We start from the raw sequence: 26,780 nt of genomic DNA on the forward strand, positions 1-26,780 counted from the left end.
CCATGTCCGATATCAGCTGCCTGTACGTCCGCTTGCCCAATTGGGTGGGCGATGTTTGCATGAGCCTGCCCAGCCTGCGCGCCCTGCACGCCAGCGGCCTGCCCCTGGTGATCTGCGCCCGCCCCTGGGCCCGCGACCTACTGGACGGCGTGGCCAAGCAGGATTTCATCCCCATGCGCGGCAAGGTCGGACCGGACCGGGCAGCGGTCAGCGCCCACCGCCGCAGCCTGGGCGCCCAGGGGCGCCGCGCCCGCGGACTGCTGCTGCCGGACTCGCTGTCCAGCGCGCTGGTGTTCCGGCTGGCGGGACTGCCCTCGGCCGGCTATCGCGACGACGGCCGCAGCTTCCTGTTGCGCTGGCCCGTTGCCAAACCCGGCGACTCGCTGCACGCGGTCCAGTCCTGGCATCACCTGACCCGCGAGGCCCTGACCCGCTGGGGCCTGCCCAGCGGCCCGGCCGAACCCGGTCCGACCCTGGACCTGCCGCTGACGTCCGCCCACCAGAGCGCCGCCGATCTGGCGCTGGAAGCCGCCGGGCTGGCAGGCCAGCGTTTCGTGCTGATCGCGCCCACGGCCACGGGTCTGCACAAGGGCAAGATCAAGGTCTGGCCGGGATTCGATACACTTACCAGGGCCTTGCAGGCCCGCGGTCATACCGTGGTAATGTGCCCTCCTCCGGCCGAAACCGAGGAAGCGCGGCGCAATGCCCCTACGGCGATGCTGCTGCCTCCCCTGTCCCTGGGCGCATTTGCAGCGTTGACGGCGCGGGCGGCGCTGGTGATTTGTAACGATTCTGGTGTCTCGCACGTCGCCGCAGCCGCCAACGCCAGCGAACTGACGCTGTTCGGCGTCACGCGTCCGGGACGCACCGGTCCGTGGTCGCCGCGCGCCGTCTGCGTAGGCTCGGAGCATGCATGGCCGTCTGGCGAAGAGGTTGAACAGCAAGCCAACCTTCTGCTGGACGAGACGTAGTAATCAGGATTTTTTTCAAGATGCCCTTGTCCAGCTATCTCACAAATCTGATCATTCCTTACAACTTGAGCCTGACCCTGGTTGCCGTCGGACTGGTGCTGGGTCTGTTCCGGCTCCGCAAGACCGGCGGTTCGCTCATCGTCGCCGGCCTTTTGTGGTCGCTGGCTTGGTCTCTGCCCGCGACGTCGATCTGGGCCGGCGGCGCGCTGGAACACCGCTATCCGCATCTGCCGCCAGCGCAATCCCCGACCGCCGACGCCATCGTGGTGCTGGGCGGCAACACCGCCAACGGGCGCGCCAACTGGTTCCTGCCGTATGACAAGGAAACCGCCGTGGTCCGGATCGACACGGCAGCGCAACTTTATCTGGCCGGACGCGCGCCCAAGGTGCTGCTGTCGGGCGGCGCGCTGGAAGGCGACGTCAGCGAAGCCCGCGGCATGGCGCACGCCATCCGCCAGCAGGGCGTGCCAGACACGGCGCTCATCCTGGAAAACTCCAGCCGCACCACGTATGAAAACGCGGCCTTGACCGAGGATCAGCTCAAGGCGCGCGGCATCGGCAAGGTGCTGCTGGTGACTTCCGCGTTGCATATGCCGCGTGCGATGGCGGCCTTTTCCAAGCAGGGCGTGGAGGCGATCGCCGCCCCCGCGCCGCCGCAGATCGTGGAACCCGCCGATGGCTCCGTGCCCCTGTGGCTCCCGAATCAGCGCGCCTATGACGCCAGCCGCTCCATTCTCAAGGAATACGCGGGCCTGTTCATCTACTGGCTGCGCGGATGGGTCTGAACCTGCAGGCGCCCGCCGCGCTGGAATGCCGGCCCGGCTGCGGCGCCTGTTGCATCGCGCCGTCGATCACCCGGCCGATACCCGGCATGCCGCAAGGCAAGCCCGCCGGCGTGCCCTGTATCCAGCTGCTGCCTGACATGCGCTGCGCGATTTTCGGCCAGCCGTCGCGCCCGGATTTCTGCGGCGGGCTGCAGCCTCAGGCCGAGATGTGCGGCGCCGACCGCGAACATGCGATCCGCTGGCTGGGCGAACTGGAACGGGCGACGGCGCCCGGCCATTGACGCCACGCCGCAACGCCGCCTGGACCTGCCTCAGCGGCGTTCTTGCAGCACCTGGTCGTACAGCGCCTCGTAGCGCGCCGCCACCGTTTCCCAGCTTTGCTCACGCGCGATCTCAAGACCCCGTTCGGCCAGGGCCGCCCGCAACGCGGGTTCCGAGCCCAGCCGCTCCAGCGCCTGGGCCAGTTGGGCGCCGTCGCGCGGATCCTGCAGGATGAGCGCGTCCTTGCCCGCCGCCAGGTACTGCGCGAAGCCGCAGTAAGCGGGCGAACTCACCACGACCGGCAGTCCGTGCGACATGGCTTCCAGCGGCGCCATGCCGTAGCTGTCGTTCAGCGTCGGATGCGCGTAGATGTCGGCGGCGCTGAAGTAGCGGGCGACGTCGGGCGTGGGGTCGATCAGCGTGACGCGGCTGGCGATGGCGCCCGCCGCGCGCACGCGTTCACGAGTCGGCTCGTCCGCGCCCACGACCAACAGCCGGTATTGCGGCGGCAATTGCGCCAGCGCATCCAGTAGCGCCGGCAATCCCTTGCGCAAGGGATTGCGAGCGACCAGCAGGCAGCCGATGGTGTTGGCGTCCCACCCCAGGCTGGCGCGCGTGGCCTCGCGGCCTTCCATTTGCGCCGCGGTCGGCAGCTTGACCCCGGGCGCGATGATGTCCACCGGCAGCTGCGGACCGTAGCTGCGGTGCAGCTGGTCCATGATGAGGCCGGACACCGCCACCACGCGTCGCGCGGGCGCCGGGCGCACGCGCAGCTTTTCCAGCAGCAGATACGTGGCCAGGCGCGGGCTGAGCCAGGCCGTCAGGCGTTGCAGCGGCTTGACGCGGGTCAGCCGGTTGTAGCGCACCGGCGTCACGTGCATGACCTGGATCTCGCCCGCCCAGCCGTTCATGTGCGAATGCACGATGTCGTAGCGGCCGCGGGTCAGGCGGTCGGCGCGCCAGGCGAAATACAGCACGCGCATCCAGCTGGGCAGCCAGCCGGGAAAGCGCACGGGCAAGAAGGGGAACGGCAGGTCGCTGTCGAAATCGCGCGCCACCACGGAGACGTCGTGGCGCTGCCCCAGCACCCGCATCAACTCCACGCCATAAGCTTCAGCGCCGCCGAAACGATTGCCGAAGCGATCGACCAGCAGCGCGATGCGCAGGCGCCGCTCAAGCGCGCCGGCGGGAGTCTTCATACCGGGTCAGGCACTTCTGCAGGAAACGGATGATGTTGGTGGAACGCGACACCGTCACCCGCGGCAGTCCGAAGGGATCGTCGGAGGCCGCCGCCAAGCCGCGCTGGGTCAGCGTCGCGTTGTCGTAGCCAGCCTCGCGCGCCATGACACGATGCTCCGGGCCGTGGTCGCCATAGGGATAGCAGAAGGCCGTGACCGGCGCGCCCAGCGCCTGCTCCAGTTCGTCCTTGGACTGGACGATCTGGCGGCGGGCTTCGTCGGGCGTCATTTCCGGCAGATGAACGTGGTCCAGCGTGTGCGAGCCGACCTCGTTGCCAGCCTGCGCCCATTCCCGCATCTCGTTCACGGTCATCAGGGCCGAGAAGGGTATGCCTTTTTCCAGGTCCCACACATTGCCGCCATCGAACTGGTGCGCCACGAAATAGTTGGTGGCGGTGAAGCCCAGTTCGCTCAGCACCGGCATGGCGTTATGGTGCACATTGCGGTAGCCGTCGTCGAACGTGAGACCGAACACCTTGCCCTGGCGCTCTCCGCGCACGTAAGGCATGACGTCGCGCATGGACAAGCCGCGATAGCCCAGCCTGCGCATCCAGCGCATCTGCCGGGCAAAGCTGTCGGGGTGCACCGTCAGCCCGCGGAACGGCGTGCCCTTGGGATTGGGCTCGCCGATCTGGTGGTACATGAGTATGGGGATAGACATAGGGACAGATTATAAAGCCTGGCCCTATCCCAGCGTGCGTCGGTATACGTCCAGTGTGGCGGCGGCGAAACGTTCCAGATTGAAGTCCCGCAGGCTGGTTGCCCGTGCCTGGACGCCCATGGCGCGCACGGCGTCGGGATGGTCCAGCATGAAACGCAGCTTGGCCGTGATGGCGGGCACGTCGCGCGCGGGCACGATCCAGCCATCGACCCCATCGGTGACATTCTCCGGCAGCCCGCCCGCGTCGCTGACCAAGGCGGGCAGCCCCAACCCCATGATCTCGCGGCAGGCGAACGACAGGGCTTCGCGGTAGGACAGCACGAAACCCGCATGGCAGGACGCCAGCGCCGCCCGCACGTCATCGAGCAAGCCTGGGAAGCGGACCTGGTCGATCATGCCCAACTCGCGCACCCGGGCGAGCTTGGCCTCGTTGGGCGGGTCGCCCGCCACCATCAGCAGCACGCGCTTGCGGTCTTCCGGCGGCAACGCGGCGACCGCGGCCACCAGGTCCAGCCAGCCCTTGTCGTAGTCTGTGCCGCCGGCGCTGCCCAGCAGCAGCTTGCCGTGCCAGTCGGGTCCGAAGAAGATGGCGCGCAGCTTGTCCAGGCTTTCCGGCGGCGGCGGCGCGAAGAAATTGGTGTCGATGCCGTGACGGATGGTGGTGATGGGACGCTTGCCGTAGGGCGACTGCTGCATCAGGCCATGGACGTAGTCGCTGACCGCGATGGCATGGTCGGTGGCCAGCGCCACCCGCAACTTGTGGCCGAAGCTCGCCAGCGGATGGTCGTTGTGCTTGGTGAAAACGATGCGCGGGCGGTGGCGCATGCCCAGCGTCGCCAGCATGACCTGCTTGTGGTCGGCCGAGCCGTTGGCATGGATGATGTCGAAGCCGCCGGCCTTGATCAGGCGGCGCAGTTGCGCACGGTCCTTGAACCAGGACGAGGGCCGCGTCGTGTACTGCATGTCCTCCACCGCCACGCCCGGAATCGCCTTGGCGTAACGGTACAGGCGGCTGGTGGCCGGCGCCGCGATCGTGATCTGGTGGTCCTTGGACAGGGCCTTGGCCAGATTGATGATGTAGGTGACGTGCCCGCCGCCGTTGCCGGCGTGGAAGTTGGTGTAGAGGATCTTCACTTCTTCTTCTCGGCCAGGAACATCAGCTTCGAATAGCGGAAGAAGCTGCCGGCCGAGGCGACCACGGCCAGCACCAGACCGTGCTTGCCGTCCAGGAAGCCGCGCCGGATCAGGTAGATCCGCACAAAGGTCCAGAAGCCGTGGCCCAGCGCGCCGAAGATCGAGGTGCGCCGGCCCTTGGCGTACATCATGGCGGCCGCGTCGGACGAGTAGCGGTTGACCTTGGTGATCAGCGCGTCCAGGTTGTCGTAGGGATAGTGGTGGAAGTAGCCGCGCATCTGCAGCGGCTTGCCATTGGCCGGCACCACGCGCTCATGCACGGCCACGTCGTTGAACCGCGCCGTGCCGCGCTTGAACAGGCGCAGCACGTAATCGGGCCACCAGCCGCTGTGGCGAATGTCGCGGCCGCAGAAATTCGACAGGCGCGCGATTTCGTAGGCGTCGGCGCGCGGCGCGCGCAGCGCTTCCTGGATTTCCTGGGCCAGTTCCGGCGTGACGCGCTCGTCGGCATCGATCGACAGCACCCAGTCGCCCGTCGCCAGGTCCAGCGCGCGGTTCTTTTGCGGTCCGAAGCCGGGCCAGTCCGGGGTCACTTCCACCCGGGCGCCCAGGGCGCGCGCGACTTCGACGGTGCCGTCGGTGCTGCCCGAGTCCACCACGATGAATTCATCGGCGAAGGCCACGGACTTGATGCAGGCGGCGATGTTCTCCACCTCGTTCTTGGTAATGATGATGACAGATAGCTTCATCCGCGATTCCTGAGACGCTTTTTCCAGGCCTTCCAGGCATGAAAGCGCGGCCCCCAGAAGGGATCGCGCGACAGCCAGATGCGCCGGTTCAGCCAGGATCCGCCCTGGTTGCGCACCGCGAAACGATAGATGTGTTCGGGATCCGCGCCGGGGGTGTTCTGGCCGAAAGGGTCGGTAGTGTACAAGTGCCGGAATCCGGCGGCCCGCGCCGCGGCCACGTAGTCCGCGTCGAAATAGCCTTGCGGCCAGCAGAGGTGGTCGCTGACGGAGCCGAGGCGGCGCGTCAGCGTGTCGCGGGACTCCTGCAATTCCTGGGCAATATGGCCGCGCTTGGCGTCGACATCGGCGCCGCAGACCTTGTCCCAGCGGGTATGGGAGTGCGTGTGGGAATGAAACTCAAAGGTGCCCGCCGCCTGCATCGCCTCGATCTCGCTCCAGCGCAGCATGGCCTCGTCGGTCCGGCCCGCGGCCACCAGCTGCTTGCAGGCGTCGTGGTCGGGCGTGGCGGGCAAGGGACCGGCCTGGCCCGCATGCGGGCGCACCGGCCCGTCGCCGATCCAGCCGGTGATGGTGAACAGCACCGCGCGCATGCCGTGGCGCGCCAGCACCGGGTGCGCATGCACCCAGTTGTTCAGGTAGCCATCGTCGAAGGTGATCAGCACCGAGCGCTCGGGCGCGGCGCCGCCGGCCAGGTAGGCCGCGAACTGATCGGCGGACAAGGACTGGTAGCCGGCGCGGGCCAGGCGCGAGATCTGCGCCTCGAACACGTCGGGCGTGGCGGCGATCATGCCGCCAGCCGGCGTGACGTGGTGATACATCAGCACCGGAACGTTGGGCGCGTTCATCCCGCGCGCTCCGCCAGCCATTTGGCATAGACGGCTTCGGTGGTTTCCGCCAGGCGGGCGGGCGAGAACACGCCCTCGTCCCAGACCATCTTGCGGCCGGCCTCGCCCATGCGCCGCCGCAGATCAGCGTCGTCGATCAGGCGCACAAGGGCGGCCGTGAGCGCCTCGGGGTCCTTGGGCGGCACCAGGATGCCGGTTTCGCCGTCGCGGAACATTTCGGACACGCCGCCGACGTCCGTGCCGATCACGGGCAGGCCGCTGGCCTGCGCCTCGACGTAGACGGTGCCGGACGCTTCCTGCTGCGTGGCCAGGGCGAACAGATCGAAACCCGCCAGCAGATTGGGCACGTCGCGCCGCATGCCCATCAGGTGGATGCGGTCCTGCAGCCCCAGTTCGGCCACATAGGCCTGGGTCTGCTCGAACACCGGCGAACCGCCGCCGACGAACACCAGATGCAGCTTGGGCCGGCTGGCCATCAGCGGCGCGATCGCGTCGATCAGGTCCTTGTGGCCCTTGGTGGCGCGCATGACGGCCACGCAGCCGACCACGATGTCGTCATCGGCCAGGCCGAGTTCTGCCCGCAGCGTGGAGCGTTCCACGGGCGGCGGCAGCACGATGGGGGAATAGACGGTGGCTACCTTGCCAGCAGGCACGCCACGGTCGATGAGGTGTTGTCGCACATGATCACTGACCGTCGTGACCCTGTGCGGCAGACAGGTGTAGGACCATAGCGATCCCACCTTGTTCGACAGGTGCCGGGTCCGCACGATGAGCGGCGTCCCCGCCAGCCGGCCGGCGGCGGCCGCGATGACCGTATCGCGCCGGCTGTGGGTATTGAGCACGTCGAAGCGGCCTTCGCGCAGGATGCCGCGGATGGTGGCGATGCCCTTCAGGTAATTCACCGCGCCATCCATTTCCAGGGTGTGCACGGGAAAACCGGCGTCCGACAGACGTTCGGCCAATTGCGCCTTGGGTTGGCAGATGGCTTCCATGTGATGGCCGCGCGCGCGCATGGCGGTCATCTCCTTGAAGATCCGGCCTTCCTGGCCGCCGAAGCTGGTTGCGGCTTCCGAGTGAACGATACGCAGGCTAGGCATCAATACGTGACCTCCACGCCATCGGGTTTGGTCCATTCATTCAAGTTGGCGAGCAGCGTGTCGGCCATGCGGACGCGCCACTCTTCGCCCAGGCGGACGGTGCACAGGAAATTGTTCTTGGTATAGACGATATCGACCGGCACTCCTGGAATGCCGTTCTCGGGTTCGGCCCGGAACGGATTCAGCATCTGCCGCAGGCGCGCCGCGTCGGCGCTGCCGTTGAGCTTGACGCGCAGGGACTTGGCGCGGGCTTCGCGCGCCAGCTGCAGGTCGTAGAGCTGCTCGGCTACGATGCGCATGCCGCCGGAGTAGTCGTCATTGCTGACCTTGCCCTGGACGATCACCAGCTGGTCTTCGCGCAGGCGGTTGCGGTGCTTTTCGTAGAGCTCGTTGAAGACCGAGATTTCGACCTGCGCGGTGCCGTCGTCCAGCACCGCGAAGACCATCTTGCCGCGGCGGGTCATCATGACGCGCACGCTGGCCAGCACGCCGCACATCCATTGCAGGTCGCGCTGCGGTTCGACCCGCACCAGCTGCATGGGCACGATACGGCGCACTTCGTCGCGCCAGGCGTCGAACAGGTGGCCGCTGTAGTAATAGCCCAGCGCGGACTTTTCTTCGGTCAGCTTCTTGTGCAGATCCCAGGGTGCGACCTTGGCGAGTTCGCCCGCCACCACGTCGCCGCTGTCGTCGCCGAACAGCGAGGCCTGGTTGGCGCTGCGGGCCGCCTGCTCGGCGGCTTCCATGGCGGTGGGCACCGAAGCCAGCATCGCCGCCCGGTTGGGCTCGATGGTGTCGAAGGCGCCGGCCTTGATCAGGGCTTCGATGGTACGGCGGTTGACCGCCTGCTTGCTGACGCGGCGGCAGAAGTCGAACAGGTTCTGGAACGGGCCGCCTTCCTTGCGCGCGCGCAGGATGTCCTCGACCGCGCCCTGCCCCGTGCCCTTGACCGCCCCCAGGCCGTAGCGCATGGTGCGCGGCGGCTTGCCGTTCTTGGTGTGCTTGTCGGCGACCGGCTCGAAGCGGTAGCCCGAGAAATTGACGTCGGGCGGCAGCACCTCGACGCCGTTATCCTGGGCGTCGCGGCAGAAGATCTGGACCTTATCGGTGTCGTCCATGTCCGAGGACATGGTCGCGGCCAGGAACTCGGTCGGATGGTAGGCCTTGAGCCATGCCGTCTGGTAAGAGATCAGCGCGTACGCGGCCGAGTGCGACTTGTTGAAGCCGTAGCCCGCGAACTTCTCCATCAGGTCGAACAGCTTGACCGCCAGGTCCGGATCGTGGCCCTTTTCCTTGGCGCCCTGCTCGAACAGTTCCCGGTGCTTGGCCATTTCCTCGGGCTTTTTCTTGCCCATGGCACGGCGCAGCAGGTCGGCGCCGCCCAGCGAATAGCCGCCGATGATCTGCGAGATCAGCATCACCTGTTCCTGGTAGACGATGACCCCGTAGGTGCTCTTGAGGGTGTTCTCCAGGTCGTCGTGGAAATAATCCACCGCGGCGCGGCCGTGCTTGCGGTTGACGAAGTCGTCCACCATGCCCGATTCCAGCGGCCCCGGACGGTACAGGGCCAGCATGGCGATGATGTCTTCGAAGGTGTTGGGCCGCAGCTTCTTCAGCAGTTCCTTCATGCCGCGCGATTCCAGCTGGAACACGGCGGTCGTGTTGGCGTCGCACAGGATCTTATAGGCGGCCGGATCGTCCAGCGCCAGGGCCATGACGTCGAAGTCGCGCTTGTCCTCGTTGAACTGGCGCACGTAGCGCACGGCCCAGTCCAGGATCGTCAGGTTGCGCAGGCCCAGGAAGTCGAACTTCACCAGGCCGGCGGCCTCGACGTCGTCCTTGTCGAACTGCGAAACCGCGCTGTTTTCCTGGCCGGGCTGGCAATACAGCGGGCAGAAGTCCGTCAGCTTGCCCGGCGCAATCAGCACGCCGCCGGCGTGCATGCCGATGTTGCGGGTCAGGCCTTCCAGCGGCTGCGCCAGGTCCACCAGCGCGCGCACTTCCTCTTCCTGTTCGTAGCGGTCCTTGAAGGCAGGCTCGTCCTTCAGGGTGCGTTCGAGCGACCAGGGATCCATCGGATTGAACGGGATCAGCTTGGACAGGCCGTCGCAGAACATATAGGGCATGTCCAGCACGCGGCCGGCGTCGCGCACCACGGCCTTGGCACCCAGCGTGCCGAAGGTGGCGATCTGGCTCACGGCGGCGCGGCCGTACTTTTCCTTGACGTAGTCGATGACCCGTTCGCGGTTGTCCTGGCAGAAGTCGATATCGAAGTCGGGCATGGAAACCCGCTCGGGATTCAGGAAGCGCTCGAACAGCAAGTCGTAGCGGATCGGATCCAGGTCGGTAATGCCCAGGGCATAGGCCACCAGCGAGCCCGCGCCGGAACCCCGGCCCGGCCCCACCGGCACGCCGTTGTTCTTGCCCCAGTTGATGAAGTCCTGCACGATCAGGAAGTAGCCGGGGAAGCCCATCTGGATGATGGTCTTGCATTCCCAGCGCAGGCGTTCGTAGTACTGCTCGCGCTTGGAGGCGCGTTCGGCCTCGTCCGGGAACAGGAACTCCATGCGCTTTTCCAGGCCCTCTTCCGACAGCTGGACCAGGTAGTCGTCCAGGCTCACGCCGTCCGGCGTGGGGAAGTTGGGCAGGCGCGGCTTGCCCAGCACCAGGCTGAGGTTGCAGCGCTTGGCGATTTCCACCGTGTTGGCCAGCGCCGAGGGCACGTCGGCGAAGCGCCGGGCCATTTCCTCGGAGCTGAGCAGGTATTGCTCCTTGCTGAACCGGCGCACGCGGCGCGGGTTGGCCAGGATTTCGCCTTCGGCGATGCAGACGCGGGCCTCGTGCGCCTGGAATTCGAACTCGTCCAGGAACTGCACCGGATGCGTCGCCACCACCGGCAAGCCGGCCTCGCTGGCCAGGCGCATGGCGGCCTGGGTGTAGGCTTCGTCGCCGTCCATGCCGGCGCGCTGCAACTCGATGTAGTAGCTGCCCGGGAACAGGTGCGCCCACTGGCGCGCCAGCGCCAGCGCCGACACGGCGTTGCCCGCGTCCAGCGCCTGGCCCACATCGCCGCCGCGCCCGCCCGACAGGGCGATCAGGCCCTCCTGCCCCTGCAGCCATTCGCGGCGGATCTCGGCGCGGCCCTTGCCCTGGTTCGTCAGGAAGGCTTTGGTCAGCAGTTCGCAGAGATTGAGGTAGCCCTGGTGGTTGCGCACCAGCAGCAGCAGGCGGAAAGGCTTGGCGGGGTCGTCGTCGTTGGACAGCCAGACATCGCAGCCGGCAATCGGCTTGATGCCGGCGCCGCGCGCGCCCTTGTAGAACTTGATCAGGCCGAACAGGTTCGACAGATCCGTCAAGGCGACGGCGGGCTGGCCCAGCTTGGCCACGCGCTTGATGAGGTCGGGGATGCGCACGATGCCGTCCACGACCGAAAATTCGGAGTGTACGCGCAGGTGAACAAATGGGGACGGGGTTGTTACGGCTTCTTCGGACATAAAGGGAATTGTACCTAGTCAACGCGGTCCAAGCCGAGGCCCATGCGGTTGCGCAAAGGACTACGCGGGCGCCTGTGTAACAATACACGTTGCACGTCATCCTCCATTGTTGACATGAGATTTACGCACGAGATTCACCTATGAAATGGCTAATTCCCGGGATCTGGCTGAGCGCCATCCTGTTTGCGCACTTCCGCGGCCGCGTCAAGCTGCCGCTGGGCCGCCAATTGCTGGACCATTCAGTGCTGCTCGCCCCCGTCAACGCCTTCATGGTGCTGACCTCGCGGGTTCCGACCACGCCCTACCTGACGACCAGCGAAATCGCCGAACTCAAGGTGCTGGACGACAACTGGGAGACGATCCGCGAAGAGGCGATGCAGATGGCCGAGCTGCGCCGCATCAAGGCCGCCGACACCCATAACGACATCGGCTTCAATTCCTTCTTCAAGTACGGCTGGAAGCGTTTCTACCTGAAGTGGTATGACGCGCGCCACCCGTCCGCCGAGGAACTCTGCCCCAAGACCGTCGCCATCCTGAAGACCCTGCCCAAGGTCAAGGCCGCGATGTTCGCCGAACTCCCGCCCGGCGGCCAGCTGAACCCCCACCGCGACCCGTTCGCCGGGTCTCTGCGCTACCACCTGGGCCTGGTCACCCCCAACGATGACGGCTGCCACATCATCGTCGACGGCGAACATTACAGCTGGCGCGACGGCGAAAGCGTGGTGTTCGACGAAACCTACGTGCACGAAGCCTACAACCACACCGACCAGAACCGCATCATCCTGTTCTGCGACGTGGAGCGCCCGCTGAAGTGGCGCTGGGCCGAAGCCTTCAACCGCTGGTTCGGCCGCGTCGTGATGTCCGCCGCCAGTTCGCCCAACGACGGCGGCGACCAGACCGGCGCGATCAACAAGCTGACCCACGCCCACTGGGTCATCGACCAGAAGCGCAAGGCCTTCAAGGCCTGGAACCGCAAGGTCTACAAGGCCACCAAGTACGGCCTGATCATTCTGGTCGTCGCGGGATTCCTGGCCCTGTAGCCAACGGCGCCCGGCAGGCCCGGGCGCCCTGCTTTCTTGCGCGGCGGCCCCTCAGACGGGGTCGGGCGCGGGCAGCGTCAGCAGCCCGGTATGGTAGTCATAGCCATAGATCTCGCCGTAGCGCCCCCACTCCACCGCGATCTTCAGCACCCGTTCCGCCTCGTCGGGCTTGAGGAATTCTTCCAGCGAGTCCAGGAAGTCTTTTTCGGGCAGCGCGCCGGTGGGCTCCTGTTCCAGGCTGTGGCGGATATGCGCGGCCAACGGCACGTGCGCCAGCAGCTGGCGCCCGAAAATCGCTTGCTTCTGGGCCTGCTCGGCCAGCACATAGCGCTGGCCCAGCGGCGTCAGGAAGATGTCGCCGCGGTCGATCCGGGCTAAACCGAACAGGCCCAGCGCTTCGCAGGCCGGCAGCAGGTCGTCGTCCGAGATCTCGGCCTCCTCGGCCAACTTGGGCAGGTCGGCCCGGCCGTTGAACGGCGCTTCCGCCAACACGTCCAGCACGCCTTCCATGCGCTCGACTTCGGTTTGCGGGAAACGGTAGCCCAGGCCTTGCTGCAAGGGCGTCGGCACGTCGTGCGCGGGCCGCATGGTCATCAGCGCATAGACCTCGTCGATCAGCGCGCGCACCGGCGCCGAATCCACGTCGCGCGGCCGCGGCAGGCCCACCATGACCTGGCTGCGGATACGTCCCGGGTCGCTGGAAAACACGATGATGCGGTCGGCCATCATCACGGCTTCCTCGATGTTGTGCGACACGATCAGGATGCCCTTGGTGGAAATGCGGCTTTCCTCCCACAACTCCAGCATGTCGTCGCGCAGCGTCTCGCCGGTCAGGACGTCCAGCGCCGAGAATGCCTCGTCCATCAGCAGCACGTCGGGATTCATGACCAGGGCGCGGGCGATGCCGACCCGCTGCCGCATGCCGCCGGAAAGCTCGCGCGGCAGGGCGCCGCCGAAACCGCCCAGGCCCATCAGGTCCAGCACCGCGTCCGCGCGCCTGGCGCGCTCGGCCGGCGCCACGCCCTGGGCCTCCAGGCCCAGCTCGACGTTCTGCTGCGCAGTCAGCCAGGGAAACAGCGCGAACGACTGGAACACCATGGCGATGCCCGAGGCCGGGCCGTACACCGGCTGGCCGCGGTAGGTGACCGTGCCCTGGTCGGCGTTGACCAGGCCCGCCATGATGCGCAGCAGGGTGGACTTGCCCGAACCGGACTTGCCCAGCAGGGCGACGATTTCGCCCTCTTTCAGCGCGAAGTCCACGTGTTCCAGCACATGCCGCTGGGTGCCGTCGGCGGCCCGGAAGGACTTGCCGACGTCATGCAGATCGATCAGGGAAATGGGACCCATGACGAGAGACTCCTAGCGGCCGCGGTCTTCGGCCAGCAAATACAGTTTGCGCCAGAAAAAGCGGTTCAACAGCATCACGAAAATGCTCATGACGCCGATGCCCAGCGCGATGCGGTGGAAATCGCCCAGCTCCGTCATCTGTTTGATGTAGCTGCCCAGGCCATCCGCGACCAGCGAGGTATTGCCCCAGGTCACGTACTCGGCCACGATGCTGGCGTTCCAGGAGCCGCCGCTGGCGGTGATGGCTCCCGTGATGAAGCTGGGAAAGACCGCGGGCAGGTAGACCCGGCGCCACAACAGCCAGCCCTTGAGCCCCAGGTTGCCCGCCGCCAACCGCAGTTCGTTGGGGATGGTCGAGGCCCCCGCCACCACATTGAACAGGATGTACCACTGGGTGCCGAAGATGATCAGCGGACTCAGCCAAATGTTGGGGTTGAGCTTCAACGCCACCATCACGAACACCACCGCCGGAAACAGCAGGTTCACCGGAAAGGCGGCCAGGAACTGCGCCACCGCCTGGACCCGCTGCGAGTATTTGGGCCGCAGCCCGATCCAGACGGCGATCGGCACCCAGACCGCCGAGGCCAGCGTGATCAGCAGCATGACGCGCACCAGGGTGATGCCCCCCAGCCCGAGCACGTGCAGCACTTCGCCCCAGCCCACGTCCTCGTGGACGAAGCGCACCAGTTTGTACGTGGCCAGCAGCGCGCCGGCCGCCAGCAGCGCATCCCAGGCCCGCGTCCAGCGCGGATCGGGCGTCTTGGCGCGGGCGCGGATCGAGGTGCCGTCGTACGGCACGCTGAACCAGCCCAGCGCGCGCCGCATGCGCGCCCAAAAGGCGTTGGACAGCGCCTTCATCCAGCGGCTGCGGCGGGTCCAGTCCAGCAGCCAGGACTGCTGGGCGGCATCGCCCTGCGACTCCTCGAAGCGGAACTTGTCGGCCCAGGCCAGCAGCGGCCGGAAGAACAGCTGGTCGTACAGCAGGATGCCCGCCATCATGGCGCCGATGGCCCAGGCGATGGCGCGGCCGTTTTCCGCGTCGATCGCCACCGCGATATAGGAACCGATGCCGGGCAGCTTGATGTCCTGCCCCGCCACCGAAATGGCCTCGGCGGCAACCAGGAAGAACCAGCCGCCGGACATCGACATCATCATGTTCCAAAGCAGGCCGGGCGTGGCGTATGGCAGCTCCAGCCGCCAGAACCGCTGCCAGCCGGACAAGCGGAAAATGCGCGCCGCCTCGCTCAACTCGGAGGGCACCGTGCGCATGGATTGGTACAGGCTGAACGCCATGTTCCAGGCCTGGGAGGTGAAGATGGCAAAGATGGCCGCGCATTCGACCCCAAGCAGATTGCCCGGGAACAGGGCGATGAACGGCGCGATCGCGATGGCCTGGAAGCCCAGGATGGGGACGGATTGCAGTATGTCCAGCATCGGAATCATCGCCTTCTCCGCCGCCCGGTACTTGGCGGCGATGGCGGCGAAGACGAAGCTGAACAGCAGCGAGAAGGCCAGCGCCGTGAACATCCGCAGGATGGTGCGCAACAGGTAATACGGCAGGTAGACCGGGTCCAGCGAGATCGGGAGATCTTCCCCGACGGCGAAGGGGCGGCTCATCTGGGAGGCGCCATAGGCCATCAGCGCCAGCACGGCCAGCACCAGGGGCAGCAAAGCCCAGTCCCAGCGGTTCGGGGTCGACCGGGACGACGCGCCCGGGCGGGTACGCGTGCTGAAGAGCTCGAACATGGCGGCTATGCTCCTGGGAGCGGCGAGGGAAGGCCCGCGCATTGAAGCATAACCAGATGACGCGTCTCTGAACGGAAAACGACCTGAAATCTTGCAGTAATACGGGACGGCTCCCGCCGTCCCGCCGCGGTCAACGCTTCAGGGATTCCCAGCTTTTCATCAGCCGCTTCACCGAGACCGGCATGGGCGTGCGCAGCTCCTGCGCGAACAGCGCCACGCGCAGTTCCTCCAGCAGCCAGCGGAACTCGTCCAGGCGGGGGTCGGGCGCCCCCTTCAGCGCGGATCTGGCCCGCTGGTACTGCGTCAGCAGCGGCGCCATCTCTGCCACCAGCTTGGCGTCGCGCGCCGGATCGGCGCGCAGCTTGTCGATGCGCGCCAGCACCGCCTTCAGGTAGCGCGGGAAATGCGCCAGCTGGGCGTACGGGGTGTCGCGGATGAACCACTTCGGCATCAGCGCCCCCAACTGGGCCTGCAGGTCCGCATAGGCCGAAGCGTGCGGCTTGGCCTGCGGCAGCTTGCGCTGCACCGCGGCCCACTCCGTCAGCACCGCCCCCGCCAAGCGCGCCACTTCCTGCGCCAGGAGGCCCAGCCGGCCCTTGCCCTCGGCCCGCCGGGCTTCGAACTGCTGCTCGTTGACCGGCCAGGGGTCGGCCAGGCAGGCCTGCCCCAGCGCGCAATCGATGATCTGGTCGCGCAGCTCTTCCTGCGTCCCCAGCGTCATGTAGAGCATGCTGATCTTGGTCAGATCCGCCAGGTTCTTTTCCAGGAATTTCACCTGTTCGCGCAGCCCCAGCCGGAACAGCCTGAGCAAGCCCGCGCGATGGTGCTTGCGCGCTTCGTCCGGATCGTCGAACACGTCCAGGTCGCAATGCGCGCCGCGGTCCACCAGCGCCGGATAGCCGATCACCGACTGCCCGCGCCGCTTGATCTCCATGATCTCCGGCAAGGGGCCGAAAGACCAGGCAGTCAGGTTCTCGTGCGCCAGCGCCTGGGCCACCTGGGTGTCGCTGGCCGCCAACTGCTGGAACGTGGCCTGCGCCTGCTTGCCGAATTCGGCGCGCAGCTGCGCCAGGTTGCGTCCCGCCGCCAGCATGCGGCCGTGCTCGTCCACTACCCGGAAATTCATGAACAGGTGGGCTGGCAGGGTCTCCAGCTTGAAGTCCGCCGCGGCGGGGCGGATCTGCACCTGGTCCCACATGTCGGCGATGATCGCCTCCACCAGCCCCTGCTGGGGATCGGCCTGGCGTTCGAACCAGCGGTCGTAGAAGCCCGCGGCGTAATCCGGCAGCGGCACGCAATGGCGGCGCAGCTTCTGCGGCAGCGACTTCAAGAGCAGGTGCACCTTTTCCTTGAGCATGCCAGGCACCAGCCATTCGCAGCGCGCCGGATCGATCTGATTGAGCGCGAACAGCGGCACCGACAGGGTCACGCCGTCGCGCGGCGAACCCGGTTCGAAGTGGTAATCCAGCGCCATCGACACGCCCTGCCATTCCACCTTCTTGGGGAAGACGTCGGTCGTGACGCCCGCGGCTTCGTGGCGCATCAGCTCGTCGCGCGTCAGCAGCAGCTTGGCGGCGGCCGCCTTGTCCAGCCCCGACACCCACTTTTCCAGCGTCGCCGTCTGCGAAATGTCGGCCGGCAGCTGGCGGTCGTAGAAGGCGTGGATCAGCTCGTCGTCGACCAGGATGTCCGGGCGGCGGGTCTGATGTTCCAGCTTTTCGATGCCCGCGATCAGCTTGCGGTTGTGCGCCACGAAAGCCAGCCGCGTGTCGATCTCGCCCGGCACCAAAGCCTGGCGGATGAACAGCTCGCGCGCCTGGGTCGGATTGACCCGGCCGTACTGAATGCGCCGGCCGGTGTAAATGGTCAGCCCGTACAGCGTGGCCCGTTCATTGGCCACCACTTGCCCGGCCTTCTTTTCCCATCGCGGATCGGACCAGTTCTTGCGGATCAGATGCGCGCCGACCTTTTCCAGCCACACCGGATCGATGCGCGCCACGCAGCGCGCGTACAGGCGGGTGGTCTCGACCAGTTCGGCCGCCACGATCCAGCGCCCCGCCTTTTTCACCAGCCGCGAACCCGGGTGGATATGGAAACGGATCTCGCGCGCGCCCTGGTAGTGGCCGCCTTCGTCGCTCTTGAAGCCGATATTGCCCAACAGGCCCGACAGCAGCGCCATGTGCAGCTGCTCGTAGGTGGCCTCGGTCTGGTTCAGGCGCCAGCCCTGCTCACCGACCAGCGCGGCCAGCTGGGTGTGCACGTCGTGCCATTCGCGCAGCCGGATTGGCGACAGGAAATTCTGGCGCAGCAGGGCCACCAGCTTGCGCTGCGAGGCCTTGTGCTGCACCTGCTCGCCATACCAGCGCCACAGCTTCAGGAAGGAGATGAACTCGGACTTGTCGTCGGCGAACTTGGCGTGCGCCGCCTCGGCGGCCTCGCGCTCCTGCATGGGCCGGTCGCGCGCGTCCTGCACCGACAGGGCCGAGGCAATGATCAGCATCTCGGCCAGGCACTGGTGTTCACGCGCGGCCAGGATCATGCGGCCGATGCGCGGGTCCACCGGCAGCTTGGCCAGTTCGTGGCCCGTGCGCGTCAGCACGAAGGACGAGCCGGTGCGCGAAGCATCCGTGTCGTCGTCCGAGGCCGACGCCAGTTCGATCGCGCCCAGCTCCTGCAGCAGGTGGTAGCCGTCGGCCACCGCGCGGCCCGGCGGCGCCTCGACGAAGGGGAACTGCTCGATGTCGTCCAGCTTCAGCGACTTCATCCGCAGGATGACCGAGGCCAGCGACGAGCGCAGCACTTCCGGATCCGTGAACGGCGCCCGGTTGTTGAAGTCCAGCTCGTCGTAGAGCCGGATGCAGACGCCCGGCCCCACCCGGCCGCAACGGCCGGCGCGCTGGTTGGCCGAGGCGCGGCTGATCGGCTCGATGCGCAGCTGCTCGACCTTGTTGCGCCAGGAATAGCGCTTGATGCGCGCCAGCCCGCTGTCGACCACGAAGCGGATGCCCGGCACGGTCAGCGAGGTTTCCGCCACGTTGGTGGCCAGCACGATGCGCCGCGCATTGGTGCGCGGATGAAAGATCTGCTCCTGCTCGGCCTGCGACAGGCGCGCGTACAGCGGCAAGACCTCGGTGCCGGCCGGATGGCGCTTGCGCAGCGCCTCGGCGGATTCGCGGATCTCGCGCTCGCCGGGCAGGAACACCAGCACATCACCGGGGCCGTGCCGCGCGCATTCGTCCACGGCGTCCACGATGGCGTCGATCAGGTCGCGCTCTTCGTCGCCGGACATGCGCTCGCGGTCGCGGCCGGGCTTGGCCGGCGCGGCTTCGTCTTCCGCCAGTTCCTCGCGCACGGGGCGGTAGCGGACCTCGACGGGATACAGCCGGCCGGACACCTCGATGACGGGCGCCAGCTTGTCCTCGGACGCGGCAAAGTGCCGGGCGAAGCGCTCTGCGTCGATGGTGGCCGAGGTGATGATGATTTTCAGATCCGGGCGGCGCGGCAGCAGCTGCTTCAGGTAGCCCAGCAGGAAATCGATGTTCAGGCTGCGCTCGTGCGCCTCGTCGATGATGATGGTGTCGTAGCGGCGCAAGAGCGGATCGCGCTGCGACTCGGCCAGCAGGATGCCGTCCGTCATCAGCTTGATGGACGCGTTGGGGCCGGTGCGGTCGTTGAAGCGCACCTGGTAGCCCACCACCTCGCCCATGGGCGTGTTCAGCTCTTCCGCGATGCGCTTGGCCACCGAGGTCGCGGCCAGGCGGCGCGGCTGGGTGTGGCCGATCATCTTCTGGCGGCCGCGGCCCAGTTCCAGGCAGATCTTGGGCAGCTGGGTGGTCTTGCCCGAGCCGGTTTCGCCGCTGACGATCACCACCTGGTGGCTGGCGATGGCGCGCGCGATCTCCTGGCGCCGCGCACTGACGGGCAGGTCTTCGGGGTAGGTGACCACGGGTATGGGCCGCTCGGGACGCGGCGCGCGGCGCGCGTTCTGCGCGTCCGCCGCTGCCGCTGGAGCCGCCGCGTCCGCGGCCTTGGGCGCACGCGGGCTGGAGGATTCAGGCATGTACGATTAGTCCGGTTAGCCCGGCATTATAAATTTCCGCGGCTCTCCTGCTGGCGCCGCGGGCGCAAACCGGAAAATCCGGCACCAAATTGGCACTCTTTTCCGCCTGCGCCGGGGCGCGACGGTCATATAATTTCGCCACGCCGTCGCCCGACGGCGCTATGGCGCGGCACTGCGCCGCGTTTTTGCTTACTCTCAGGAATCCTTCCACCCATCATGCCCGACCTGGAACCAGACACCGTCTCCGCCCTCGAAGCCCCAGAATTCGCACCCGCCCAGTTCGTCCGATGGTTCCGAGAAGTGGCGCCTTATGTGCATGCGTTCCGAGGCAAGACGTTCGTGGTGGCGTTCGGCGGTGAACTGGTGCAGGCCGGCGCGCTGAACGCGCTGGTGCAAGACCTGTCGCTGCTGTCCTCGCTGGGCATCCGCCTGGTGCTGGTGCACGGCTCGCGTCCGCAGGTCAATGAGCAGCTGCGCCTGAAGGGCTTTACCCAGCAATTCGACCGCGGCCTGTCGCCCACCGACGCCGCCGCGCTGGAATGCGCCAAGGAAGCCGCCGGCGAGATCCGCCTGGACATCGAGGCCGCCTTCAGCCAGGGACTGCCCAACACGCCCATGTCGCACGCCCATATCCGCGTGATCTCCGGCAACTTCGTCACCGCCCGCCCGACCGGCGTGCTGGACGGGGTGGACTACAAGCACACCGGCCAGGTGCGCAAGATCGACATCGACGCGCTCAAGTTCGCCATCGAGAAGGGCTCGTCCGTGGTGCTGCTGTCGCCGCTCGGCTTCTCGCCCACCGGCGACGCCTTCAACCTGGCCATGGAAGACCTGGCCACCAGCGTCGCCGTGGCGCTGCGCGCTGAAAAACTGATCTTCCTGTCCAGCTCGCAGGGCGTGCTGAACGACGACGGCACGCTGGACACCGAACTGGCCCGCGTGGATGCCGACGCGCTGCTGGCCGGCGGCGAACTCGACGAAGAGACCCACGCCTTCCTGCAGTACGCCTCGCTGGCGGTCAAACGCGGCGTGGCCCGCGCCCACCTGCTGCCGTTCGCCCTGGACGGCAGCGTGCTGCTGGAAATCTTCACCCACGACGGCGTGGGCACCATGGTGGTGGAAGACACGCTGGACGATCTGCGCGCCGCCACCATCGACGACGTGGGCGCCATCCTCAGCCTGATCGAACCGCTGGAAGCGGACGGCACCCTGGTGCCGCGCCCGCGCAGCGTGGTCGAGCGCGACGTGGAAAACTTCACCGTGCTGGAGCACGACGGCGTCATCTACGGCTGCGCGGCCCTGCACAGTTTCCCCGAAGAACAGATGGCCGAAATGGCCTGCCTGATCGTGCATCCGGAATGGCAAGGTTCGGGCGAAGGCGAGATCCTGCTGCGCCACATGGAATCGCGCGCGCGCGCCGTCGGCGCCAAGCGCCTGTTCGTGCTGACGACGCGGACCTCGCACTGGTTCATGAAGCGCGGTTTCGTGCAGGGCGGCATCGCCGACCTGCCGCGCGAAAAGCAGCACAATTACAACCGTTCACGCAACAGCCTGGTCTTCATCAAGAAGCTGTAACAACCGGGCTACCCGCAGGGTCCGCAGGGCTTAGTCGCCGTCACGGCGCCAAGCCCGTTAAAATGCGGGATTACTCATTTCTTCCGGCAGCGAACCATGGCCCGTATCGTCAACTGTGTAAAACTGAAGCGTGAAGCCGAAGGGCTGGATTTCCCCCCCTACCCCGGCGAACTCGGCACCAAGATCTGGCAGAGCATTTCCAAGGAAGCTTGGGAAGAATGGAAGGGCATCCAAACGCGCCTGGTCAATGAAAACCGCCTGAACCTGGCGGACGCCCGTGCGCGCAAGTACCTGAAAGAACAGATGGAGCGCTTCCTGTTCGAAGACGGCGCCGTCGAAGCCCAGGGTTACGTTCCGCCCTCGGCCTGATCCGGTCGCGCCCTTTCCGGCCGCCACCAGATGGCGGCCGACCCGATACAGCCCCTCGCCCGCGAGGGGCTGTTCATTTCCGGCGCCAGCGTCCGCCTTGGCGCCGGCCTTAAGATTCAAGTATTGCTGGCCGTATCATCGCTGTCATGAAAGAAGAATCGCGCCTGTCCCCCTCCTCGCCCATCGAACGCGCGCTCGGCATCGCGCCCGACCGCCGCACGGGTACGCTGCAGGACGTGCAGCACGTGGTGATCCTGATGCAGGAAAACCGGTCCTTCGACCATTATTTCGGCACCTTGCCGGGCGTGCGCGGGTTCGCCGATCCGCATCCCGCGCCCACGCTGGCGGGCGACGTGCTGACGCAGGCCGACGGCGCGGCCCGGGTCCGTCCCTATGCGCTGCAAGCGGAATACGCCAGCGATGCGCGGGTGGGCTACATCACGCCGCATACCTGGGACGACGCGCAGCGCGCCTGGAACGACGGCCGCATGGATCAATGGCTGTCCGCCAAGAGCCGGCTCGGCATGGGCGCCTATCGCGGCGCGGAAATACCGTTCCAGACCGCGCTGGCAAACGCCTTCACCCTGTGCGACGCGTATCACTGCTCGATCCACGCAGGCACCAATCCCAACCGCCTGTTCCTGTGGACCGGCACCAATGATCCGCAAGGCCAGGCCGGCGGCCCGGCCCTGGTCAACACCTACGACCGCCTGGGACCGGCCGGCGAAGGCTACGCCTGGACCACCTACCCCGAACGCCTGCAGCTTGCCGGCGTGGACTGGCGCATCTACCAGGACATGGCGGACAACTACCACGACAATCCGCTGGCCGGCTTCCAGCAATACCGCCGGCAGCATGCCGACGCCGCCGGCGACGCGCCCCTGCGCGACCGCGGCCTGTCGACCTGCACGCTGGACGAGCTGGCGCGCGACGTCGCCCGCGGCACGCTGCCGCAGGTGTCGTGGATCATCGCGCCCACGGCCGACTCCGAGCATCCCGAGGTCTCCTCTCCCGTGCGGGGCGGCGCCTACACGGAACGCGTGCTGGAGATCCTGACGCGCAATCCGGAGGTATGGAGCCGCTGCGTGTTCTTCGTCACGTACGACGAGAACGACTGCTTCTTCGACCACATGCCGCCGCCCGCGCCACCCGCCCGCGCGCCCGACGGCCAGTCGGGCGGCCTGTCCACGGTCGAGCTGGACGGCGAATACCACGATACTCGCCACGGCCCCAGCGCCGCCACGCCTGACGACCCTGCCGGCCTGCACGGCCGCGGGTTTGGCTTGGGGCCACGCGTGCCGATGTTGGTGGTATCGCCCTGGAGCCGCGGCGGCTGGGTCAATTCCCAGGTGTTCGACCACACTTCGGTGATCCGCTTCCTGGAAGCGCGCTTCGGCGTGCTTGAACCCAACATCAGCGCATGGCGGCGCGAGATCGCCGGCGACCTGACTTCGGCCTTCGACTTCACTGCCACCCGCGGTGCGCACGCCAAAGGCCGGCGCCAGGCTTGCGCCCTGCCCTATGCGCTGGACGTGCAGGGGCGCCTGGCCGCCGACGGCGGGCATTACCGGCTGACCCTGCGCAACCCCGGCGCCGCGGCCGCGGTGCTGCATGTCTACGACCGCCACGCGCTGGAATACGCGCCGCGCCGCTACACCGTGAGCGCGGGCGCGCGGCTGGACGACGGCTGGCGCCTGCACGCAGGCGGCGCCTATGACTTGTGGCTGTTGGGCCCCGACGGTCTGCACCGGCGGTTCCGCGGCGATGCGCGCGATGCCGGAACGCTGGAAGCGCAAGTGGCGGCGACGGCGACGGGCCTGAGCCTGCGCCTCGTCAATCGCGCGGAAATACCGCAGCCAGTGAAAGTGGAGTCGCGCATGGGCGACGGCTGGTGCGCCATGGCGCACGTGCGGGCGGACGGCTCGCTGGAGCTTGCCTATGGCGGTTGCCAGGGATGGTACGACCTGGAGATCAGCGCGCCCGCCATGCCGGCCTTCGGCCGCAGGCTGGCGGGCCGCATCGACGCCGGCAAAGCCGGCGTGCCGGACCCGCGGCTGGAAGCAGGGGCGTCGCTGCCCCTGGAATGAGGCCTGGCGACCGAGGGGCCGCCGGGCATCCGGTAGTTACTCTTCCGTGTCTTCTTCTTCGCCGCGCGCCAGGCGCTCGGTGTTCTTCACGCCGGTGTGGCGCACGTCGGCGCCCTTGACCATGTAGATCACGCGCTCGGACATGTTCTTGGCATGGTCGCCGATGCGCTCCAGCGCGCGGGCGATGAAGATCATGTCGATGGCGCGCGAAATGGTGCGCGGATCTTCGATCATGTAAGTGATCAGGTGGCGCAGCGCGCCCTTCCATTCCTTGTCCACTTCCTTGTCGCTGCGCACCACGGCGGCGGCCTGGATGGGGTCAAGGCGGGCGAACGCGTCCAGCGCCTGATGCAGCATGGTGCGCACATTGGCGGCCATGTGGCGCAGTTCGATCACCGGGATATGGCGCAGTTCGGCTTCATGGATGCGGCGCGCGACGGTGGCGACCTTCTCGGCCTCATCGCCCGAACGCTCCATGTCGGTCAGCATCTTGGACACGGCCATCAGCATGCGCAGGTCGATGGCGGTAGGCTGGTGGCGCGCCAGGATGCGGCTGATGCTCTCGTCGATTTCGACTTCGTGGCGGTTGACTTCCTTCTCCCGCTCACGGACTTTCTCGACCAGCGAAATGTCGCCGCTGGCGAGCGCGTCGATGGCCTCCTGGATCATGGCTTCCACCAGGCCGCCCATTTGCAGGAACTGCGAACGGACACTTTCCAGGTCCGCATCGAACTGCTTGTTTGTATGCTCCGACATCCGGGCTCCCTGCGTGTTTGGTCTCATTGCACTGCCCTGAAAAAAGGATATTACGAGTTGGGCCTGCACAACCCGCAAGGTTATGACCCAAGTGTGACAGGATTATGAACACGGACCCCGGCCGCCACAAGGCGGGCCGGCCGGGGCGACGCCGGGAAGCGTCGGCAGCGGACTCAGGCGCGGCGGTCCAGGCGGCGGATGCCGTTTTGCGTGGCCAGCAGGGCCACGTCGGCGCCCGCGATCGCGAACAGGCCGCAGGTCACCACGCCCGCCAGATTGTTGACCCGGGCTTCCAGGCCCGGCGCATCGGTGATGGACAGGCCGGACACGTCCAGGATGACGTTGCCGTTATCGGTGACGAATCCCTCGCGCAGCTTGGGCTGCCCGCCCAGCGCCGCCAGGGCGCGCGCCACGGATGCGCGCGCCATCGGGATGACTTCGACAGGCAGCGGGAACTTGCCCATGGTCTGCACCAGCTTGGACTCGTCGGCGATGCAGATGAAGCGCTCGGCCACCGAAGCCACGATCTTCTCGCGCGTCAGCGCGCCGCCGCCGCCCTTGATCATGTGCAGGTTGGCGTCGATCTCGTCGGCGCCGTCCACGTAGATCGGCATGCTGGTGATGTCGTTCAGGTCCAGCACCTTCAGCCCGTGTCCGGCAAGCCGGGCGGCGCTGCGCTCGGAACTGGCCACCGTGCCGCCGATCCGGCCCTTGAAACGGGCCAGGCCGTCGATGAAAAGATCAGCCGTGGAGCCCGTGCCTACGCCGATGATGGCGTCGGGTCCTGCGACCTGTTCAACGAATTCCAGGGCCGCGTCTGCGGCTTGCTGCTTGAGTTCTTGCTGGGAAAGCATGGCGAGAAATGCGGGAAGGTTTGTCGAGCCAGGAAATTTAGCACGCGGCGGCGGGCCACGCCCGCGCCAGGATGGCCTGCGCATCCGCGCCCGCGGCCAGTTCGCCGAACACGCCGCCACCCGCGATCAGGCGGCTGGCGACGAAAGCCTGCGCCACCGGCGCGGGCGCATGCTGGATCAGCAAGGCAGCCTGCCACAGCCGCGCCAGGCCGGCGGCGATGCGGCGCGCCTGGAACTCGGCCTGGGCGCCGTCGGCCAACAAGGTCCGCCAGCGCGCCAGCGCGTCGTCGAAATCCTGGTACTGGCCCGCCGCCTGCGCGAACTCGCGCTCCAGCGCGGGCAGCGCCCCGGCCTCGCGCTGCAAGGCGCGCAACACGTCCAGCGCCATGACATTGCCGGATCCTTCCCAGATGGAGTTGACCGGCGTTTCGCGGTAAAGCCGGGGCATGGGGCCGTCGTCCACGTAGCCGTTGCCGCCCCAGACCTCCATGCATTCGGCCACCGCGGCGATGGCGCGCTTGCAGACCCAAAGCTTGGCGGCGGGAGTACCCACGCGGACCAGGGCGCGCGCCTCGGCGTCGGCGCGCTCGTCCACGGCGCGCGCCAGCCGCAGCCCCAGCATCATGGCCGCCTCGCTTTCAAGCGCCAGGTCGGCCAGCACGTTGCGCATCAGCGGCTGCCCGATCAGGGGCTTGCCGAAGGCGTGGCGATGGCGCGCATGATGCGCCGACTGCACCAGCGCCTGCCGCAGCAGCGCCGCGCTGCCCAGCACGCAATCCAGCCGGGTGGTGGCGGCCATCTCCAGCAACACGGCCAGGCCGCGGCCCGGTTCGCCCACCATGACGCCCCAGGCGTCCTCGAATTCGACCTCGGCGCTGGCGTTGCTGCGATTGCCGAGCTTGTCCTTCAGCCGGCGCACGCGCACGGCATTGCGCGGCCCGTCCGGTATCCAGCGCGGCACGAAAAAGCAGCTGAGCCCTTCGTCGGTCTGCGCCAGCACCAGATGCGCGTCGGCCTGCGGCACCGAGAAAAACCATTTATGGCCGACCAGCAAATAGGCGCGGCCGCGTCCGGGCGCGCCCAGCGGCGTGGCGCGCGTGGTGACGGCGCGCAGGTCAGAACCGCCTTGTTTTTCGGTCAGGCCCATGCCTATCAGGGCCGAGCGCTTGGCGGCCAGCGGCGCGTCGGCGCCGTCGAACTCGCGGGAATACAAGGCGTTCAGCCACTGCCCGCCAAAGTCCACGACGCCCGCAGGCTCGCGCTGCAACAGCGGCATGGCGGCAAAAGTCATGGTGGTGGGACACAAGCTGCCCGCCTCGACCTGCCCCTGCATGACATAGGCCGCGGCCCGCGCCACCTGCGCACCCGGCTCGGGTTGGGCCCAGGCGCGGCTGTGCAGGCCACGCGCCATGATGCCGCCCATTAGCAGATTCCAGGATGGATGGAACTCGACGCGGTCGATGCGATGGCCGCCGCGGTCGTAGCTGACCAGGCGCGGCGTGCAGCGGTTGGCCTGCGCGCCGGCTTCCAGCGTCTGCGCGCGGCCCAGCCAGGCGCCGTGCGCCGCCAGTTCCGGCTCCCAGGCTTGCGCGCCTTCGCGCCGCACCGCCTCGCGCAAGGCCGGATCGGTCTCGTACAAGGAGTAGTCCTCCAGGGGCGGCACCTGGTTGGATACGGTATGCGTCGCGAACGATGACATGGCTGCTCCCTG

20 protein-coding genes are annotated in these 26,780 nt (G+C 67.3%); 7 read left to right on the forward strand and 13 right to left on the reverse strand.

Translation table 11 applies throughout. The features are described from left to right. The first annotated feature begins 2 nt into the window (after nucleotides 1-2). From IAG39_RS21490 to IAG39_RS21500, 3 genes are read left to right on the forward strand one after another with little or no spacing between them, the layout of a single operon-like run. Nucleotides 3-971, forward strand: a complete 969-nt coding sequence (locus tag IAG39_RS21490; protein ID WP_118932251.1) for a glycosyltransferase family 9 protein — start codon at nucleotides 3-5, stop codon at nucleotides 969-971. Nucleotides 972-991: 20 nt separating this feature from the next. Beyond that, on the forward strand, nucleotides 992-1,756 hold the full coding sequence (locus IAG39_RS21495; RefSeq protein WP_059380413.1) for a YdcF family protein: 765 nt from the start codon (nucleotides 992-994) through the stop codon (nucleotides 1,754-1,756). After that, nucleotides 1,747-2,037, forward strand: coding sequence for a YkgJ family cysteine cluster protein (locus IAG39_RS21500; RefSeq protein WP_059380414.1), 291 nt, complete (start codon nucleotides 1,747-1,749; stop codon nucleotides 2,035-2,037). The genes IAG39_RS21495 and IAG39_RS21500 overlap by 10 nt, the downstream gene beginning before the upstream one ends. A gap of 30 nt (nucleotides 2,038-2,067) precedes the next feature. Here the strand turns inward: IAG39_RS21500 and IAG39_RS21505 are convergent, their stop codons facing one another. From IAG39_RS21505 to dnaE, 7 genes are read right to left on the reverse strand one after another with little or no spacing between them, the layout of a single operon-like run. Further along, a complete protein-coding gene (locus IAG39_RS21505) occupies nucleotides 2,068-3,216 on the reverse strand; it encodes a glycosyltransferase family 4 protein (RefSeq protein WP_118932250.1) in 1,149 nt (382 codons plus the stop codon). Then, nucleotides 3,191-3,916, reverse strand: a complete 726-nt coding sequence (locus tag IAG39_RS21510) for a polysaccharide deacetylase family protein (protein WP_118932249.1) — start codon at nucleotides 3,914-3,916, stop codon at nucleotides 3,191-3,193. The genes IAG39_RS21505 and IAG39_RS21510 overlap by 26 nt, the downstream gene beginning before the upstream one ends. Nucleotides 3,917-3,940: 24 nt before the next feature. Continuing rightward, nucleotides 3,941-5,050 carry a glycosyltransferase family 4 protein gene (locus tag IAG39_RS21515; RefSeq protein WP_059380416.1) on the reverse strand — a complete coding sequence of 370 codons (1,110 nt, stop codon included), beginning with the start codon at nucleotides 5,048-5,050 and terminating at the stop codon, nucleotides 3,941-3,943. Further along, entirely contained in the window at nucleotides 5,047-5,799 is a 753-nt protein-coding gene (locus IAG39_RS21520) for a glycosyltransferase family 2 protein (RefSeq protein ID WP_059380417.1), read from the reverse strand. Before IAG39_RS21520 ends, IAG39_RS21515 begins: the two co-directional genes overlap by 4 nt. After that, a complete protein-coding gene (locus tag IAG39_RS21525) occupies nucleotides 5,796-6,644 on the reverse strand; it encodes a polysaccharide deacetylase family protein (protein ID WP_118932248.1) in 849 nt (282 codons plus the stop codon). Before IAG39_RS21525 ends, IAG39_RS21520 begins: the two co-directional genes overlap by 4 nt. After that, nucleotides 6,641-7,741 carry a glycosyltransferase family 4 protein gene (locus IAG39_RS21530; protein WP_059380419.1) on the reverse strand — a complete coding sequence of 367 codons (1,101 nt, stop codon included), beginning with the start codon at nucleotides 7,739-7,741 and terminating at the stop codon, nucleotides 6,641-6,643. The genes IAG39_RS21525 and IAG39_RS21530 overlap by 4 nt, the downstream gene beginning before the upstream one ends. Then, nucleotides 7,741-11,235, reverse strand: a complete 3,495-nt coding sequence (dnaE, locus tag IAG39_RS21535) for a DNA polymerase III subunit alpha (protein WP_059380420.1) — start codon at nucleotides 11,233-11,235, stop codon at nucleotides 7,741-7,743. The genes IAG39_RS21530 and dnaE overlap by 1 nt, the downstream gene beginning before the upstream one ends. Nucleotides 11,236-11,375: 140 nt before the next feature. On the opposite strand from dnaE, the gene lpxO reads away from it, so the two are divergent. Next, complete coding sequence (gene lpxO / locus IAG39_RS21540; RefSeq protein WP_059380421.1) at nucleotides 11,376-12,275, forward strand: lipid A hydroxylase LpxO; 900 nt, start codon at nucleotides 11,376-11,378, stop codon at nucleotides 12,273-12,275. A 51-nt stretch (nucleotides 12,276-12,326) separates the two neighbouring features. On the opposite strand, the gene IAG39_RS21545 is transcribed toward lpxO, so the two are convergent. The 3 genes from IAG39_RS21545 to hrpA all read right to left on the reverse strand — a co-directional run bounded on the left by IAG39_RS21545 (nucleotide 12,327) and on the right by hrpA (nucleotide 19,428). Then, nucleotides 12,327-13,622, reverse strand: a complete 1,296-nt coding sequence (locus IAG39_RS21545; protein WP_118932247.1) for an AAA-associated domain-containing protein — start codon at nucleotides 13,620-13,622, stop codon at nucleotides 12,327-12,329. Nucleotides 13,623-13,634: 12 nt separating this feature from the next. After that, nucleotides 13,635-15,368 (reverse strand): ABC transporter permease, encoded by a 1,734-nt coding sequence (locus tag IAG39_RS21550; protein ID WP_059380423.1) that lies wholly within the window; start codon nucleotides 15,366-15,368, stop codon nucleotides 13,635-13,637. Between the two features lie 130 nt (nucleotides 15,369-15,498). Further along, a complete protein-coding gene (gene hrpA, locus IAG39_RS21555; RefSeq protein WP_118932246.1) occupies nucleotides 15,499-19,428 on the reverse strand; it encodes an ATP-dependent RNA helicase HrpA in 3,930 nt (1,309 codons plus the stop codon). Nucleotides 19,429-19,644: 216 nt separating this feature from the next. Between hrpA and argA the strand changes: the two genes are divergently transcribed. From argA to IAG39_RS21570, 3 genes are all read left to right on the forward strand, one after another. Continuing rightward, nucleotides 19,645-21,003 carry an amino-acid N-acetyltransferase gene (gene argA, locus IAG39_RS21560; RefSeq protein ID WP_054451170.1) on the forward strand — a complete coding sequence of 453 codons (1,359 nt, stop codon included), beginning with the start codon at nucleotides 19,645-19,647 and terminating at the stop codon, nucleotides 21,001-21,003. Nucleotides 21,004-21,099: 96 nt separating this feature from the next. Beyond that, nucleotides 21,100-21,372 carry an oxidative damage protection protein gene (locus IAG39_RS21565; protein WP_059380425.1) on the forward strand — a complete coding sequence of 91 codons (273 nt, stop codon included), beginning with the start codon at nucleotides 21,100-21,102 and terminating at the stop codon, nucleotides 21,370-21,372. Between the two features lie 146 nt (nucleotides 21,373-21,518). Then, complete coding sequence (locus tag IAG39_RS21570) at nucleotides 21,519-23,459, forward strand: phosphocholine-specific phospholipase C (RefSeq protein ID WP_118932245.1); 1,941 nt, start codon at nucleotides 21,519-21,521, stop codon at nucleotides 23,457-23,459. A gap of 36 nt (nucleotides 23,460-23,495) precedes the next feature. Here IAG39_RS21570 and phoU read toward each other — a convergent pair whose 3' ends face one another. The 3 genes from phoU to IAG39_RS21585 form a co-directional block, all read right to left on the reverse strand. Then, nucleotides 23,496-24,215, reverse strand: coding sequence for a phosphate signaling complex protein PhoU (gene phoU, locus IAG39_RS21575; protein ID WP_054451167.1), 720 nt, complete (start codon nucleotides 24,213-24,215; stop codon nucleotides 23,496-23,498). Between the two features lie 173 nt (nucleotides 24,216-24,388). Next, the gene (gene rpiA / locus IAG39_RS21580) at nucleotides 24,389-25,069 is read right to left on the reverse strand and encodes a ribose-5-phosphate isomerase RpiA (RefSeq protein ID WP_059380427.1); all 681 of its coding nucleotides are present in this window, start codon (nucleotides 25,067-25,069) and stop codon (nucleotides 24,389-24,391) included. Between the two features lie 37 nt (nucleotides 25,070-25,106). Then, the gene (locus IAG39_RS21585) at nucleotides 25,107-26,768 is read right to left on the reverse strand and encodes an isovaleryl-CoA dehydrogenase (protein ID WP_118932244.1); all 1,662 of its coding nucleotides are present in this window, start codon (nucleotides 26,766-26,768) and stop codon (nucleotides 25,107-25,109) included. Between the last annotated feature and the right edge of the window lie 12 nt (nucleotides 26,769-26,780).

The organism is Achromobacter xylosoxidans (assembly GCF_014490035.1).
Lineage (GTDB): Bacteria > Pseudomonadota > Gammaproteobacteria > Burkholderiales > Burkholderiaceae_B > Achromobacter > Achromobacter bronchisepticus_A.

What these genes read in the sequence shown, in the direction of transcription:
- IAG39_RS21490 (WP_118932251.1), top strand. Translation starts at nt 3, where the DNA reads ATGTCCGATATCAGCTGCCTGTACGTCCGCTTGCCCAATTGGGTGGGC.
- IAG39_RS21495 (WP_059380413.1), top strand. Translation starts at nt 992, where the DNA reads ATGCCCTTGTCCAGCTATCTCACAAATCTGATCATTCCTTACAACTTG.
- IAG39_RS21500 (WP_059380414.1), top strand. Translation starts at nt 1,747, where the DNA reads ATGGGTCTGAACCTGCAGGCGCCCGCCGCGCTGGAATGCCGGCCCGGC.
- IAG39_RS21505 (WP_118932250.1), bottom strand. Translation starts at nt 3,216, where the DNA reads ATGAAGACTCCCGCCGGCGCGCTTGAGCGGCGCCTGCGCATCGCGCTG.
- IAG39_RS21510 (WP_118932249.1), bottom strand. Translation starts at nt 3,916, where the DNA reads ATGTCTATCCCCATACTCATGTACCACCAGATCGGCGAGCCCAATCCC.
- IAG39_RS21520 (WP_059380417.1), bottom strand. Translation starts at nt 5,799, where the DNA reads ATGAAGCTATCTGTCATCATCATTACCAAGAACGAGGTGGAGAACATC.
- IAG39_RS21525 (WP_118932248.1), bottom strand. Translation starts at nt 6,644, where the DNA reads ATGAACGCGCCCAACGTTCCGGTGCTGATGTATCACCACGTCACGCCG.
- IAG39_RS21530 (WP_059380419.1), bottom strand. Translation starts at nt 7,741, where the DNA reads ATGCCTAGCCTGCGTATCGTTCACTCGGAAGCCGCAACCAGCTTCGGC.
- dnaE (WP_059380420.1), bottom strand. Translation starts at nt 11,235, where the DNA reads ATGTCCGAAGAAGCCGTAACAACCCCGTCCCCATTTGTTCACCTGCGC.
- lpxO (WP_059380421.1), top strand. Translation starts at nt 11,376, where the DNA reads ATGAAATGGCTAATTCCCGGGATCTGGCTGAGCGCCATCCTGTTTGCG.
- IAG39_RS21545 (WP_118932247.1), bottom strand. Translation starts at nt 13,622, where the DNA reads ATGGGTCCCATTTCCCTGATCGATCTGCATGACGTCGGCAAGTCCTTC.
- IAG39_RS21550 (WP_059380423.1), bottom strand. Translation starts at nt 15,368, where the DNA reads ATGTTCGAGCTCTTCAGCACGCGTACCCGCCCGGGCGCGTCGTCCCGG.
- hrpA (WP_118932246.1), bottom strand. Translation starts at nt 19,428, where the DNA reads ATGCCTGAATCCTCCAGCCCGCGTGCGCCCAAGGCCGCGGACGCGGCG.
- argA (WP_054451170.1), top strand. Translation starts at nt 19,645, where the DNA reads ATGCCCGACCTGGAACCAGACACCGTCTCCGCCCTCGAAGCCCCAGAA.
- IAG39_RS21565 (WP_059380425.1), top strand. Translation starts at nt 21,100, where the DNA reads ATGGCCCGTATCGTCAACTGTGTAAAACTGAAGCGTGAAGCCGAAGGG.
- IAG39_RS21570 (WP_118932245.1), top strand. Translation starts at nt 21,519, where the DNA reads ATGAAAGAAGAATCGCGCCTGTCCCCCTCCTCGCCCATCGAACGCGCG.
- phoU (WP_054451167.1), bottom strand. Translation starts at nt 24,215, where the DNA reads ATGTCGGAGCATACAAACAAGCAGTTCGATGCGGACCTGGAAAGTGTC.
- rpiA (WP_059380427.1), bottom strand. Translation starts at nt 25,069, where the DNA reads ATGCTTTCCCAGCAAGAACTCAAGCAGCAAGCCGCAGACGCGGCCCTG.
- IAG39_RS21585 (WP_118932244.1), bottom strand. Translation starts at nt 26,768, where the DNA reads ATGTCATCGTTCGCGACGCATACCGTATCCAACCAGGTGCCGCCCCTG.